The organism is Natrialba sp. INN-245 (genome assembly GCF_009807105.1).
Lineage (GTDB): Archaea > Halobacteriota > Halobacteria > Halobacteriales > Natrialbaceae > Natrarchaeobius > Natrarchaeobius swarupiae.
Genome location: NZ_WUBV01000001.1, coordinates 15,170 through 29,477, shown reverse-complemented (window position 1 = coordinate 29,477; position 14,308 = coordinate 15,170). Strand labels below are relative to the sequence as shown.

At 64.3% G+C, this 14,308-nt stretch carries 12 protein-coding genes; 4 read left to right on the top strand and 8 right to left on the bottom strand.

Going from position 1 to position 14,308, the window contains the following annotated elements:
- Positions 1-3: 3 nt before the first annotated feature.
- Both otsB and GRS80_RS00120 read left to right on the top strand, forming a co-directional pair.
- A complete protein-coding gene (gene otsB, locus GRS80_RS00125; RefSeq protein ID WP_160045772.1) occupies positions 4-897 on the top strand; it encodes a trehalose-phosphatase in 894 nt (297 codons plus the stop codon).
- Positions 898-1,007: 110 nt separating this feature from the next.
- Positions 1,008-1,364, top strand: a complete 357-nt coding sequence (locus tag GRS80_RS00120; RefSeq protein ID WP_343161384.1) for a winged helix-turn-helix domain-containing protein — start codon at positions 1,008-1,010, stop codon at positions 1,362-1,364.
- Between the two features lie 64 nt (positions 1,365-1,428).
- Here GRS80_RS00120 and GRS80_RS00115 read toward each other — a convergent pair whose 3' ends face one another.
- From GRS80_RS00115 to GRS80_RS00085, 7 genes are all read right to left on the bottom strand, one after another.
- Positions 1,429-2,214, bottom strand: a complete 786-nt coding sequence (locus GRS80_RS00115) for a peptidase M10A and M12B matrixin and adamalysin (protein WP_343161383.1) — start codon at positions 2,212-2,214, stop codon at positions 1,429-1,431.
- Between the two features lie 70 nt (positions 2,215-2,284).
- Positions 2,285-2,581 carry a hypothetical protein gene (locus tag GRS80_RS00110; protein ID WP_235019591.1) on the bottom strand — a complete coding sequence of 99 codons (297 nt, stop codon included), beginning with the start codon at positions 2,579-2,581 and terminating at the stop codon, positions 2,285-2,287.
- 264 nt (positions 2,582-2,845) lie between these two features.
- On the bottom strand, positions 2,846-4,816 hold the full coding sequence (locus tag GRS80_RS00105; protein WP_160045771.1) for a bacterio-opsin activator domain-containing protein: 1,971 nt from the start codon (positions 4,814-4,816) through the stop codon (positions 2,846-2,848).
- A 151-nt stretch (positions 4,817-4,967) separates the two neighbouring features.
- Positions 4,968-5,801 (bottom strand): cohesin domain-containing protein, encoded by an 834-nt coding sequence (locus GRS80_RS00100; protein WP_160045770.1) that lies wholly within the window; start codon positions 5,799-5,801, stop codon positions 4,968-4,970.
- Entirely contained in the window at positions 5,801-7,198 is a 1,398-nt protein-coding gene (locus GRS80_RS00095; RefSeq protein WP_160045769.1) for a hypothetical protein, read from the bottom strand. Before GRS80_RS00095 ends, GRS80_RS00100 begins: the two co-directional genes overlap by 1 nt.
- A 32-nt stretch (positions 7,199-7,230) precedes the next feature.
- A complete protein-coding gene (locus GRS80_RS00090; protein WP_160045813.1) occupies positions 7,231-8,508 on the bottom strand; it encodes a Tat pathway signal protein in 1,278 nt (425 codons plus the stop codon).
- 222 nt (positions 8,509-8,730) lie between these two features.
- Positions 8,731-9,621: a 1,4-dihydroxy-2-naphthoyl-CoA synthase gene (locus GRS80_RS00085; RefSeq protein WP_160045768.1), complete on the bottom strand. Its 891-nt coding sequence runs from the start codon at positions 9,619-9,621 to the stop codon at positions 8,731-8,733.
- 182 nt (positions 9,622-9,803) lie between these two features.
- Between GRS80_RS00085 and dnaK the strand changes: the two genes are divergently transcribed.
- Positions 9,804-11,741 carry a molecular chaperone DnaK gene (gene dnaK / locus GRS80_RS00080; protein ID WP_160045767.1) on the top strand — a complete coding sequence of 646 codons (1,938 nt, stop codon included), beginning with the start codon at positions 9,804-9,806 and terminating at the stop codon, positions 11,739-11,741.
- 359 nt (positions 11,742-12,100) lie between these two features.
- On the top strand, positions 12,101-12,925 hold the full coding sequence (locus tag GRS80_RS00075) for a hypothetical protein (RefSeq protein WP_160045766.1): 825 nt from the start codon (positions 12,101-12,103) through the stop codon (positions 12,923-12,925).
- Positions 12,926-13,023: 98 nt separating this feature from the next.
- Here the strand turns inward: GRS80_RS00075 and GRS80_RS00070 are convergent, their stop codons facing one another.
- Positions 13,024-14,193 (bottom strand): NAD(P)/FAD-dependent oxidoreductase, encoded by a 1,170-nt coding sequence (locus tag GRS80_RS00070; protein WP_160045765.1) that lies wholly within the window; start codon positions 14,191-14,193, stop codon positions 13,024-13,026.
- Between the last annotated feature and the right edge of the window lie 115 nt (positions 14,194-14,308).

Here is a 14,308-nt window from a genome sequence, read left to right as displayed (position 1 = left end):
TCCATGACCGCCGAAACCCCGCCACGACGACTCGAGGAGGGACTGGTACAGATCCGGTCGGCACTGTCTGCAGCCTCGCGACTGCTAGTCTGTCTGGATTTCGACGGGACGCTCGCGCCGATCGTCGACGACCCGGCGGATGCGACCCCGCTCGACCGAAACGAGGAGGCACTCGAGACGCTCGTCGCCGAACGGGCGGTCTCGACGGCTATCGTCAGCGGGCGTGCACTCGCCGACGTTCGAGGCCGCGTCGGTGAGTCAGACGCCTACGCCGGCAATCACGGGCTCGAACTCCTTCGTAACGGCTCGCTCGCGGTCCACCCCGTCGCCAGCAAACGGGCCACGCTGGTCGGGGAGTCCTGCTCGGCGCTCGAGGCCGTCCTCGATTCGGTCCCCGGCGTCCGAATCGAGAACAAGCGACTGACCGCGACGGTTCACACGCGGGCCGTCCCCGATCCGCTCCGTCCGCTCGTTCGCCGACGGACGGCCGCAGTCGTCGACCGGGTCGGCGGCACTGACCTCGAGGTGTCACGGGGAAAACGGGTCCTCGAGATCGGTCCCGCGATCCCGTGGGGGAAAGGTAACGCCGTCGAGTTGACCGCGGCGGATCTCCCGCCCGAGACGGTCGTCGTCTACGTCGGTGACGACACAACCGACGAATCGGCGTTCCGGGCCGTCGGTCCCGACGGTATCGGGATCCGAGTCGGCGGCGAGGAGCCATCGGCGGCCGACTGGCGGGTCCGCTCGCCGACGGGGGTCGCTTCGTTTCTGACGTGGCTGGGTTCGGCCGGCATCGGGTCGCTCAAAGGGTCACTCGAGGACGAAGAAACCGGAACCGTCCGTCCGCCGTCCGTGCAGACGGAACTGCCGAAATCGTCCGGAACGGCCGACGATTGAGCGGCCTAGGGGGAGAAAGTCGACGGAAACATCCGGTAGTAATTTTCCGCAAAGAGCCGAAAGTATTAGTTACCACTGGAAATATAGAGTGCGTATGAGAGTGAACGAGTGTGAAATTACGACAGCCAACTGACTTCCTGATCCTCGACGCCCTGGAAGACAAGGGACGAAACGTCGCAACGAACCTCTCCGCCCACACGGGCAAGAGCCGAAAGAATATCAACACCCGACTACCGGTCCTCGAAGACTACGGACTCGTCGAGAAGATCGGACCCGCCGAACGGTCCGGTCTCTACGAGATCACGTCACTCGGGAAGGCCGCACTCGTCTACCGGGACCAGTACGACGAGGTCGACGACTTCGAGTCGCTCATCGAAGGGCCGAACGCGGCCGACGCGGAGGAAGCCGGTGGCGAGCAGGCGAGTTTCGCCCGCGGCGACGAAGACGAGGCGAAAGAAGACGACTAACTAACCTCGACTGACCGACGTTCGGATTCGGCGTCGGTCCTATGGATGGAGACGGTAGCGTCCACTACCGCTCACTCGAGTTCCGAAGTCGGACACCGCCGCTGTAACTCGCCAGTTCGCGCCGTGCACACGTCGAAAACGCCAGGCTGAGCCGTCGGTTCAAACCGCCAGGGTCGGGATAGCCCGTGTCACACCGCGAACGGTCGTACGGGCTGTTCGAACTGAACGCGTACGTACTGAGCATCGGCGTCGACACGATCGCATCGCCGTACCGAAACGCGACGCCGTGGTCGTGGTGTAACCCCAGCGCGTGGCCGACCTCGTGGAGCAGAATCTGAATCGTCCGAGTGCGCGTCTGGAGCGGAACGATCCGGCGTTGGACGTCCCCCTCGGGTCCTGACCCGACCAGTTCGTCGAACGGCTCGAGATCGGCGATATGTCGCGCGCCACCGACAGAGGCGACGTGTGGCAGGCCGTAGCCGGTCGGGGCTCGCTTCATCTGGCCGTCGGTCACGATCAGATTGACGTCGCCGGCGGGTTCGACGTCGCTCGAGCCCACGGTTCCCGATGCGAGCGCCAGCGGCCACTCCCCGCCGGTCGTGACGCGCGCACCGTCCTCGGTCGAGACCGACACGACGCCGCCGAAGGAGGCTTCGAGCGACCAGAACTCGAACGCCATGAGTTCCTCGACGTACTCGAGGACGCGCTCGGCGACCCCGTCGTACGCGCCGGCCCCCTCCGAGAGCCAGAGTCGACACTCGAGGGTCCGAACGGGATCGCGTGTCGCGTACGCGAGCGTCCCGAGCGACCCGACCGACCCGATCGCTCCCAGGACGTGTCGGCGGTTCACGACTGACCGTTCGGTGTGACTCGTTCTCTAGCTCGCGGTTAGTATATTCACGAGTTATATACGCGGCCGTTCAGGAACGCCGTTCCACCGGTTGCGATAGCGACGATCGCGTATCGACGACGTGTGTGGCCGTCCGTTCGATGCGGAGTTCCGTCCAGTCGGGAAGCGCTCGCGGGTCGGTCGCCACGAGAAACAGCAGTTGCCCGCATTCCGTCTCCACCAGCCGTCGATCCGGATCCCGCTGGCGGAGACAGCAACGCCACCTCCCGCTCTCGAGTCGCCGACGGACCTGCCAGGCTGTGTAGTACTGACCGTCCGATGCCTCGAATACGGTCTCGACGGGATCGACCGATGCCACTGGGAGCACCTATACACCCGACCCCACGGTTGTCGTTCGATCACGATATAAACCGGTTCGGTTGGGGCGGTGCACCCACGGAATCTCTGCCATCTGGAGTCGAATTGCCCGGCTCCGGTCGCTCATCACTCGAGTGAAATCGGCACTGGTCTATCGGTCACCGGGTTCATATGCGTGATTTTTATGGTATCCTGATGGTCTGGTGTCGGTGAACGTCACGTTCATCGGAAGAGTCACCGAACGATCATCCATCGACGCACCGCTTGCGAGGACCTACTCGCTCGTTCCGCCGCCTTCGAAGAACTCGCCGAGGATGGTCTTCAGCCCTTTCCGAAGGTGCTGGTGCATCGTCGGCGGCGAGACGTCCATCGCCTCCGCGATCTCCTCGCCGGTGCTCTCGCGGGGCCAGTCGAAGAAGCCGCCGTAGTAGGCGAGCCGGAGGGTGGTGAGCTGTCGGTCGGTGAGTTCGTCGAGGATCAGATTGCGACGCTCGGCGGCGGTTCGGACCTGCCGGTCGACCTCTCGTCTGGCGACGAGTTCGGTGTTCTCGTAAATCGAAGAGAGCGCGTCCGCGATCTCCCTGACGTTTGCCTCCTGTGACACCTCGACCAGACAGCTGCCGACGGCGTCCTCGACTGTCACATCCCGAATCGTGGTGCCGTGGTTCGTCAGCGTTCGAACGCCGGAGTCGCTCAGCCGCATCTCGATCGTACAACCGCTGACTCCGTCGTGGACGAGCCGACACTCCTCGATCGAGTCGTGGTCGTTTGCCTCCTCGAGTACCGTCTCCCCGTCGACACCGTCGATCGTGACGAACTGGAACGTCCGCCCGTCCGCAGTCGTCCCCGCCCACTCGAGCGAACAGGTGCAGTCGTACTCCCGTGAGAGGTCGAACGAAAACGTCTCGCCGCCATCGATGCGAAACTCGAGTTCGACGACGGTGTCGGCAAACAGCAGCTGGCGATTTTTCACAGCCATGATCGTAAAGCCAATCGTCTCGCCGAGCAGCTCGAATCCCGCCCGCTCACCCTCGCTAAACGCGTCGTCGCGACTCGCCAGAACGGTTAACGCTCCGTAGGTCGCGTCCTCGTAGGTGATCGGGACGGCGACGACGGCCTCGACGTCGTCGTCGGCAGCGGCCGTCTGCAGCGGGTCGGGCAACGGCTCGCGCTTGAGGACGTGATCTTCCGTCTGAATCTCCCCCGACCGAACGGCGCGTCGGAACGGGCGGTCGGGACCGTTCGTCCCCTCCTGTACGCATTCGAGATAGGTCGTCGCGTCACCCGCACCGGTTCGGTACGCGAGGGAGCCGTCACCGGTCCACTCGGCGATCCAGGAGCCACAGTACAGCTCCGAATCGACGAGCTGTCGACAGACCTCCCGTTCGATCGCGTTTCGGCTCGGTGCCTCGACCAGCGTCTCGATCACCCGCCGGACGACTGCGTTGATCCGGTTCAGCGTCTCGAGTTCCGCCTGGCGTGCCCGGAGTTCTCGTTCGCGTTTCGCCCGTTCGGTGATATCGCGTGCGAGCCACACGGCAACTCGCCGTCCGTCGATTCTGCGATCTGTCGGGACGACCCGGGCTTCGTACCGGAGATGTTCGTCAGCCGTCTCGACGTCGTACTCGATCGACTGTATCTCGTCGGTCCGGATCGCTCGCTCGACACAGTCCAGAAGCCGTTCCGCGGTCGGTTCCGGGAACGCCTCGCCGATCGTCGTTCCGACGAGTTCCGCCGCGGTCGTCTCGTACAGCTCCGCCGATTCGGGACGGACCTTCGCCTTGAGGTACGTTCCGTCTTCGCCGATCACGAACGCCTCATCAGGCAGTTCCTCCGCGAGGATTCGATGGAACTCGACGTTTCGGTCCCGTTCTCCGGTCGTCTGCACCGAATCCACGATCCGGTCGATCAGACGGGGGCCGTCTTCCGGAACGTAATCGGTCGCACCTGCCCTGATCGCTACCGTCGCCAGCTTCTCGCTTCCGTCGCGGGGAGCGACGACGACGGGCGCGTCGGGGACGTCCTCCTGAATTCGCGTGACGGTCGTCCGGACGATCTCAGGGTCGTCCGCAGACAGAACGATCGCGTCCGGAACGGCGTCCTCGAGTCGATCGTCGAGGTCAGCGAGCGAAACAGACCGCACGCTCATCCCCGTCCGGTTCCGTATCTCGTCCGTGACGTCACTGCTGGCGCTTCGAGCATCCGTCACGAGGACGATCAGTTCTCCACTGGTGTCCGATTCCATACCATCAACAGGTCCCATACATCTCGGGAGGCCACGGACGCGATCGACCGACGAGCGCTCCGTCCTTTCTGTCCACAATCATGTCATGGAATAAAAAACCCAGTGGTCGGCGATATAACCGATAGAATCTCGGCCACAGTTGTGAGACGTGTCAGCGTCGGTTTCCGGTGTGTCTCAGCATGAGCGCCACAGCGATACTGAGGACAGCGGCTGCGCCGACGAATCCGGGGATCGAGTCCTCAGTCGCCGCGTCGTCCGCGGATTCGTCGCTCGATCCCTCACCCGGATCGGCGACCGTCCCGGTGCCGGCGTCGTCGGCAGACGAATCACTCGGTGCGTCCGACGTCTCTTCGTCCGCAAACGTGACACCGTCCGGGCCGTCGGTCCCGGCGCTCTCGTCGTCGGCTGGTCCGGCCCCGCCGTCGACGGAGACCGTAGCGTCCCGCTCGATCACAGCCTGTGGATAGTCTGTTACGAGTGTTGCGAATGCGTCGGAGATCTCAATCGTCTCCGTCGTCGGCTCCGCGTCCTCGGCGACCTCGAGGGTGATCGTCACCGCCGTCTCGGTTGCTCTCGCGCCGTCGCCGGAGGGATCGCGCTCCTGTTCGACGATGATCGTCCCCGTGTCGCCGTCGATCTCGCTCGTTCCGACGACCTCGACGTCCGAATCGCCCGCGGTGAGCATCGAGCCGTGTTCGAGCTCGGTCACGGTGAACACGTCGGGGTCGTAAGAGAGTTCGAACCCGAGTTCGTCGATGCCGTTGGCGTTGTAGTCGCCGTGGTCGCTCACGACGAGTTCGAGTTCGATCGTCTCACCGGGATCGGCGTCGATCTCGGTCTCCTCGAAGAAGAACAACGTTGTGTTGTCGCCCGCGAACACTGGTGCGGGGACGAGCAACCCAATCCCGAGAAGACAGACGACCCCGATCGTGACGCCGGCTCGAGCCCGAGACGATCGCCCCTCGAGGACACCGGCCCGACTCATCACGATTCCTCCGGAATGGTCAGTTCGACCGGCGGCATCTCGAGGAACGCCGTCTCGTACCCACGGTGGCGGGCGACCTGCGGGGGCGATTCGACCGTGATCGTCACCGAATCGCCCGGCTGGACGTCCGCTACGGACGTTCCGTAGTGGAGGTCGAGCTCACTATCGAGCGTCTGCTCGAGCAGCGGTTCGGCGACGGTCTCGCCGTCGCGCTCGACCGTCACGGACAGGGACATGTCCGCGAGCGGAACGCGGTTGTACGGCGTTCGCGGCGAGACGAGCAGGTAGCGCTCGTCCCCGTCGGCCAGTCGGAAACTCGGTTCCGTAAGGGTCGCGAGAAATGCCCCATCACCGCTCCGGGGGAGGTCCATCGTCTCCGCTGGCCGTTCGTCGGCGTCCGGATCGACGAGCACCGTCCCAGGATACTCGTCTACGCCCGGCAGTTCGGAGTACGGAACGTGGTGGTGGTCGTGGTCGTCGTGGCCGCCGTCATCGTGATGGTCGTCACCGTGCTGATGGCCATCGTCGTGGTGGTCGTCCGTGTGGTGGCCGTCGTCGTGGTGGCCGTCACCGTCACCGTGCTGATGGCCGTCGTCGTGGTGGCCGTCACCGTGTTCTTCGCCGTGAGCGTGTCCACCCTCTCCGTGGCCGTGATCCATGGGCTCGAGCGCGCCGCGTCGTCCCCAGTCGTCTTCGTCCAGGTACTCGACGCCGCCGACGACCTCGTGACGGAACTCGTCGTCGTAGACGAACTCGAACGTGGCCGTCTGTCTCTCCTCGAGTCGGCCCTCGAGGTCGCCGGTTTTCGCCGCCGAGACCGGAGGGATGGTGACGTCGACGGTGTACGTTCCGTCTTCCGGGAGCGAAACGTTGTCGCCGAAGTGAAAGCCCATCTCCTGGGAGATCATCGCCCACGGGGATCGGGGGGAGCCGACCTGTTCGTCGTCCCGATAGATCGTGATCTGTGTCCCCTCGTCGACCGGGAGCACGATACCCGTCTCGGCGTCCCAGAGGGTAAACATCATGTGGACGCCGCGGCCGTCGTCGGGGTCGATTCGTTCGACCTCGTCTTCGGCGCTCCCGCCGCCCGCGACCACCCAGAACGGGTGGGGGTACGAGAGCATCGGGGCGAGCCGGATCTCGCCGGCGTCGATCGGCTCGAGCATCCGCATCGCCTCCCGGTGGGTCGGGACGTAGACTGCGTCCGGCGGGTCCTCGATCTCGGGCAGTTCCGGCACGGCGGCGACGTCGTCGTCCCCGTTCCCGTCTCCGTCGCCGGTCTCGTCGCCGTCACCGGGTTCTTCTCCACCGACGCAGCCGGCGAGCGCGATCGCTCCCGTTACGGCGGCTGTTCGTCGTGTGAACGTTCTTCGGTCGATAGTGTCGCGGTCCTGCATATGTCGTGTTCGTATCGTCGTTGTCGGTCGGTTCACGCCCCCGAATCCGGATCTGCGGGCGGTAACGCACGGTGCTCCCGGGGCGGAACGAGGTAGTTCCCGCGGCGGTTCACGAAGATGTAGTGGAGGAGACCGTTGTTCGCCGACGGAACGTCGAGATCCGCGCCGGTCATCGCCTCGCGTACGCGAACGAATTCGTCTATCCCCCGCTGGAGCGAGAGGAAGTGCAATCCCGGTCGGTCGCCGTCGACGGTGTTGAAGTCCCGGCGCAGGAGAAGCGGGTCGCCGTTCTCCCTGGCTCGAGCGGCCTTCTGGGCGTGGCCGACGACACCGCGTTCGCGGGCGTCGGCCGCGGTCGCTTCGATACGGTCGTCGGTCAGCCCGCTCGCCGTCTCGAGGCGCTCGCCGAACGCTCCGACCAGCTCCTCCTCGGCGTGTTCTGGGCTGAACAGCTTCGAGACTCGCTGGTAGTGGTTGTCCTGTTCGAACCAGACCTCGAGCTGGAGATCCATCGAGGAGAGCTGCTGGGTCGTTCCGCCGGCGAAAGGCCCCTCGGAAATTGTCACGCGGTCTTCGGTCGCCTGACTCTCCCGGAACCCTGATCGAAAGCCCATGAAAAACGGCGCTTCCTCGTGGATCGATTCGGGGACGTCGGGGAGGTCCGTGTGTCTCGCGGGCAGGCCCTCGCCGACGAATCCCGTGCGTCGGTGATCCTCGAGTCGGTCGAAGACGTCGGAGAGATCCGCATCGAGGTCGACGCCGTTTACCGTCTCTCGGTCGCCGAACAGCGCCTCCTCGGCCTCGAGGACCACCTCCGGACGGTCGCTCGCGAGGTGGAGCAGGGCGTCGTACTCGTCGAACGCGGGGTCTTCCCGATCGGTCAGCGCGATCGGTTCCGGAAGGTCGACCGAGTCGGGCAGAGATCCGTCGTAGCGCGCGAAGTACGCCGGGGTGTAACCGACGGTAAAGACCAGGCCCTCGTTGCTCCACTCGTAGGCTCGCTCTATGGTACGGAACGCGGCCTCGACCGTGTCCCGGTCTTCCTCGTCGGGTTCGGCGCGAAGCGAGAGCGCGACGAGCGCGTGGTGTTCCGGGAGGAGTACGTTCCCGTCGTCGTCGCTCGAGAGTATGTCGTTCCAGGCGTGCTGTCGGTCGGGCAGCGAGTCCGGATCGTCCGTACCGGACGGGGCCGCTGTCGCCTCGCCGTCGTCGACCGCGTCCAGACAGGCCGAGAGGGCGCTCGCGCCACCTGCGGCTACCAGCGCTCGGACGTACGCTCGGCGCGACAGCGAGGGCCGATCGGGAACCATCGTCACCTACCGGTAGTCGGGGCCCGAACGTTCAAAACGTTGCGCTTCGGCCCGAACGTACCGTCGTCTTCGACGCCTCTCACGTCACGAACGCTGCCCGTCGACCGGAGTGTTAGTGGGCTCTCGCGGCGAACCTGGCGCTCACAGCCGAACGAAGGTAGTGAGAGGTAACGGCCGATGTTGCTGGTTCCGGCGAACACCATCGGCCCCGCCGCCCCCTGGTCAGTAGTGCCAGGCGAACTCGTCGAAGTCGGGATCGCGCCCTTCGACGAACGCGTCGCGTCCCTCCGCAGCCTCGTCGGTCATATAGCCGAGACGCGTCGCCTCGCCGGCGAACACCTGCTGGCCGACCATCCCGTCGTCGGTCATGTTGAACGCGTACTTGAGCATCCGCATCGCGGTCGGACTCTTCGCGTTGATCCGTTCGCCCCACTCGAGTGCCGTCTCCTCTACTTCCTCGTGGGGGACGACCTCGTTGACCATGCCCATCTCGGCGGCCTCCTCGGCGGAGTAGGTCTTCCCCAGGAAGAAGACTTCCCGTGCTTTCTTCTGTCCGATCTGTTTCGCCAGATAGGCCGACCCGAAGCCGGCGTCGTAACTCGCCACGTCGGGGTCGGTCTGGAGGAACTTCGCGTGGTCTTCGCTCGCGAGCGTGAGGTCACAGACCACGTGCAGCGAGTGGCCGCCGCCGACCGCCCAGCCGGGAACGACGCAGACGACGATCTTCGGGACGTGTCGGATGAGTCGCTGGACCTCGAGGATGTGTAATCGTCCCTGCTCCGATGCCCGTTCCTCGTCGCCGTCGTACTGGTAGCCGTCCTCGCCACGGCTCGTCTGGTCACCGCCGGAACAGAACGCCCAGCCGCCGTCTTTGGGCGACGGACCGTTACCGGTCAGCAGAATGCAGCCGACGTCCGTCTGCCGTTTCGCGTGATCGAGGGCGTCGTACAGTTCGTCGATCGTTCTCGGTCGAAACGCGTTCCGAACGTCAGGTCTGTCGAACGCGATCCGCACCGTTCCGGAGTCGACCGCGCGGTGGTAGGTGATATCGCGGAACTCGTCGTTCAGGGCCGTCGGCTCCCAGCACTCGGGATCGAACAGTTCCGAAACCATTGCTCGTGGTCGTCTCGAGTGCGACGCCAAATATAGGTTCTCGTCGCAGGGCCACCCGCGTCACGGCGGCGAACTGATACGGACTGCCGGTTCGGTCGCACGAATCTCGGCCACAGGAGTTTTATTCGACCCACCACCTCGGCTAGTAACGTTTAAACCAAAGTGCGCACAAAGCCACCCTAATGGCGAGTAACAAGATTCTCGGTATCGACCTCGGGACGACGAACAGCGCGTTCGCGGTGATGGAAGGTGGCGATCCGGAGATCATCGTCAACGCCGAAGGCGACCGGACGACGCCGTCGGTCGTCGCGTTCACCGACGACGACGAACGGCTCGTCGGCAAACCGGCGAAGAACCAGGCGATCCAGAACCCGGAGAAGACGATCGCCTCGATCAAACGTCACATCGGTGAGGAAGAGTACACCGTCGACGTAGAGGGCGAAGAGTACACGCCACAGGAGATCTCGGCGATGATCCTCCAGAAGATCAAACGCGACGCCGAGGAGTACCTCGGTGACGACGTCGAGCGGGCCGTCATCACGGTCCCCGCGTACTTCTCGGACAAACAGCGTCAGGCGACGAAAGACGCCGGCGAGATCGCCGGCTTCGAGGTCGAACGGATCATCAACGAGCCGACGGCGGCGTCGATGGCCTACGGCCTCGACGACGACTCCGACCAGACCGTGCTGGTGTACGACCTCGGCGGCGGCACGTTCGACGTCTCCATCCTCGATCTCGGGGGTGGCGTCTACGAGGTCGTCGCGACCAACGGCGACAACGACCTCGGTGGCGACGACTGGGACCACGCGATCATCGACTATCTCGCCGACGAGTTCGAGGACGACCACGGCATCGATCTCCGCGACGACCGCCAGGCCCTCCAGCGGCTGAAAGACGCCGCCGAGGAGGCCAAGATCGAACTCTCGAGTCGCAAGGAAACCGAGATTAACCTGCCCTTTATTACGGCGACCGACGACGGCCCGATCCACCTAGAGGAGAGTCTGACTCGAGCGAAGTTCGAGTCGCTCACCCAGGATCTCATCGATCGCACCGTCGAGCCGACGGAGCAGGCGCTGTCCGACGCCGGCTACGAGAAAGACGACATCGACGAGGTCCTGCTCGTGGGTGGCTCGACCCGGATGCCACAGGTCGCACAGAAAGTCGAGGAACTGACCGGGAAAGAACCCCAGAAGAACGTCAACCCCGACGAGGCCGTCGCACTCGGCGCGGCGATCCAGGGTGGCGTTCTCGGCGGCGAGGTCGACGACATCGTCCTGCTCGACGTCACGCCGCTCTCGCTCGGTATCGAGGTCAAAGGCGGCCTCTTCGAGCGCCTCATCGAGAAGAATACGACGATTCCCACGGAGGAGAGCAAGATCTTCACCACGGCGGCCGACAACCAGACCTCCGTGCAGGTGCGGGTGTTCCAGGGCGAGCGCGAACTCGCCGAGAAGAACGAACAGCTCGGTGAGTTCCACCTGACGGGCATTCCGCCGGCACCTGCGGGAACGCCCCAGATCGAAGTCACCTTCTCGATCGACGAGAACGGCATCGTCAACGTCTCCGCGGAGGACAAAGGAACCGGCGAGAGCGAGGAGATCACCATCGAGGGCGGCGCTGGTCTCTCCGACGAGGAGATCGATCGCATGCAGGAGGAGGCCGAGAAACACGCCGAGGAGGACGAACAGAAGCGTGCCCGCATCGAGGCTCGCAACACCGCCGAGGCGACGATCCAGCGCGCCGAGACGTTACTCGAGGAAAACGACGAGCAGGTCGACGACGACCTCCGCGAGTCGATCGAGGCGGGTATCGAGGACCTCGAGGCGACGATCGACGACGACGAGGCCGACGCCGAGGAGATCGAGGAAGCGGTCGAGGAACTCAGCGGCGAACTCCAGGAGATCGGCAAACAGGTCTACCAGCAACAGGCCGGTGCCGCAGGCGGGGCCGGCGGTGCGGGTGCAGCCGGTGCGGGCGCAGGGCCCGGCGGCATGGGCGGCATGGGCGATATGGGTGGACCGAACCCCGGTGCCGACGACGCAGGCGACGGCGAGGAGTTCGTCGACGCCGACTTCGAGGACGTGAGTTTCGACGAGGACGACGAGGACGACGAGTCGTAGCGATCGTCTGATACGGATTCCTAACGTGTTACCGCTGAACCCGCAGACGGGTCGCGGGTTCGGCGGTCCCGACTGACAGTAAACCGTATGAGACGGTCTGCGATGACTGATTTCCGGTCGGACGCAGACCGGCAAGCGATCGACCGGTACCGAGTCGTCGCGGTCCGTACGAACCGGTGTACCCACGACTCGATTTCGGGTGTGGCAATACTGATTTTCGATAGTCTACATGCCGGCGTCGTCGGTCCCGACGACCGATGCATCGCTCGAGCCGGGGATGTCCGCAATCGCGCGCGAAACGGCTCCGAGAACCTGGAGATGAGAAGTTATATGCTAGACGAGTTCCGATTGGAATTACAATGGGATATGCGATATCATCGCTCGGAGAGTCAATCGGAACCGTCCTCGACGAGCCGATACTGATCGCCGGAATCGGGATCACGTGGCTCGTCAGCACGATCGCTTACATGGCGCTCACTTCGATCCCGTTCGTCGGAATGTTTCTCGCGTTAGTCGTCTGGATCGTCCCTGCCTTTGCGCTCGCTGGGACGCTGGCGATGGCCGCCGAAGGCATTCGAGGCTCACCCTCGTTCGATCACCTGATCGAAGGGTTAGAGGAGTACTGGCAGCGGATGGTCGGCGCGTTCGCCGTCCTCTTCGTGGGCTATATGGTCCTCATGTTCGCGATCACCATCGCGATCGTTTTGCTTGTTCTGTTCGGGATCGTCGGTGCGGATCTGTCGGCGGGTGCCGATCCGGCGGTCGGCAGCGCGCTCGGGATCGGGTTCGTCCTCGTTATGGCGGCCGTCGTGCTGGTTGTCGCCGCGATCGCCGTCGCCATCCAGTTTTTCGACGCCGCGATCGTCGTCGGAGACGTCGGCGTGATCGACTCGTTTAAGACGTCGATGTCGGTCGCTCGTTCGAACCCGATCAGTGTCGTCGGCTACACGATCCTACGAGGGATCCTCGCGTACGTTCCGGTTGTCCTCGCCGTACTCGCTGCGGTCGCTGGTGGCGTAGTGGGCGGGATGCTGATGTCAGAAGATATCGCGTTTCTGGCTGCATTCGCGCTCGCGTTTCTCGTCTTCGTCGTCGCCGCACCGGTCGTCTGGACCGTGCTGTCGGTCTACCACGTCTCGTATTTCACTCGTGCGAGTGGCCTTCGCGAGCACAGTCGGCTGTGACCAAATGAGCGATCAATCAGAGAAAGCGATCAGTCGGTGCGAGTGGCCTTCGCGAGCACAGTCGGCTGTGACGGGACTCGAACGCTCGCTCGAGGAACCTACAGAGACGACCAGGACTGTCGGGCTTCGTTCCAGGAGGTGATGTCGGCGATCCAGCGGGCCGCGATCATCTTCTTCAGGTTCTTCGCCGGGAAGCCGCCGAACGTATCGACGGGGAGGGAGACGCCGAACGCCGGTTTGACTTCGTGTGCGACGGCCTTCTCGCCGACGGAGACGACGGTACCCTTGTCGTCGTACTCCCAGGTCTTCAGCGGGCGGTTCTCGATCGCTCGAGCGATATTCTCCCCGGCCACGTCGGCAGCCTGCCAGGCGGCCTGGGCCGTCGGCGGTGCGGGCTGGTCGCCCTGATTGATGATCGCCGAGTCGCCGATCGCGAAGACGCGCTCGTCGGAGGTCTGGAAGTTCGCCTCCGTCGTGAGGCGGTTGTGTTCGTTCTCGAGGTCGACGTCGTCCATCGCGTCGCGGCCGGTGATCCCGCCGGTCCAGATCAACACGTCGTGCTCGAGGGGGTCACCCTCGTCGAAGTGGATGACCTCGTCCGTCGCCTCGGTGATCGGATCGTCCGTGTGGATCCGAACCGCGGCTTCCTCGAGGAGGTCACGAAGCGCCTGCTGAATCTCGGGGTCGTTTCCGGGGAAGATCTCGTCGAGCGCCTCGACGAGGTGGATCTCGATCGGTGCGCGGTGTGCATCGCGGAACTCGGCGATCTCGCCGGCGGTCTGGATACCGGAGAGACCTGCACCGCCGACGACGACCTGTGCGGGCTCGCCACGGGTGGCGTTCGTGCTCGCTTCCTTGACGGCCTCGTGGATCTCGAGGGCGTCGTCGAGGCTCTTGAGGGTCAGTGAGTGTTCGCCGAGACCGGGGATGCCGTAGTAGGCGGTCTGGCTTCCGAGTCCGACGAGGACGTAGTCGTAGTCGACGTCGTCGTTTTCGGCGAGTTCGACGACCTGTTCCTCGGGGTCCAACCCGACGACTTCGTCCTGGATGAATCTGGTCGATGGGTCGGCGATTTCGTCGACGGAGAAGGTGATGTCCGATCTGACGTCCGGATCTCGTATCACGCGATGGGATTCGTGTAGAACCAGGTGATAGTCGACATCGGCGATCCAGGTAAGCCGTACAGTGCCCCCGAGTTCCGACTGGAGCGTCTTGATCGCACCGGCACCGGCGTACCCGGCACCGAGAACGACGACGTTTTCAGTCATACGTCACACTCTGAAACCCTCCGATACAAAGGTGTTGGAACGCGCATGACCGTGTCGACTGTTCTCACGGACCGGGGGATCCGGTCGTTCCCCAGAACTCGAGACAGACGTCGAC

Excerpts from the sequence above, each read along its gene's own strand:
- otsB (WP_160045772.1), top strand. The coding sequence starts at position 4 with ATGACCGCCGAAACCCCGCCACGACGACTCGAGGAGGGACTGGTACAG.
- GRS80_RS00105 (WP_160045771.1), bottom strand. The coding sequence starts at position 4,816 with ATGGAATCGGACACCAGTGGAGAACTGATCGTCCTCGTGACGGATGCT.
- GRS80_RS00100 (WP_160045770.1), bottom strand. The coding sequence starts at position 5,801 with ATGAGTCGGGCCGGTGTCCTCGAGGGGCGATCGTCTCGGGCTCGAGCC.
- GRS80_RS00095 (WP_160045769.1), bottom strand. The coding sequence starts at position 7,198 with ATGCAGGACCGCGACACTATCGACCGAAGAACGTTCACACGACGAACA.
- GRS80_RS00090 (WP_160045813.1), bottom strand. The coding sequence starts at position 8,508 with ATGGTTCCCGATCGGCCCTCGCTGTCGCGCCGAGCGTACGTCCGAGCG.
- GRS80_RS00085 (WP_160045768.1), bottom strand. The coding sequence starts at position 9,621 with ATGGTTTCGGAACTGTTCGATCCCGAGTGCTGGGAGCCGACGGCCCTG.
- dnaK (WP_160045767.1), top strand. The coding sequence starts at position 9,804 with ATGGCGAGTAACAAGATTCTCGGTATCGACCTCGGGACGACGAACAGC.
- GRS80_RS00075 (WP_160045766.1), top strand. The coding sequence starts at position 12,101 with ATGGGATATGCGATATCATCGCTCGGAGAGTCAATCGGAACCGTCCTC.
- GRS80_RS00070 (WP_160045765.1), bottom strand. The coding sequence starts at position 14,193 with ATGACTGAAAACGTCGTCGTTCTCGGTGCCGGGTACGCCGGTGCCGGT.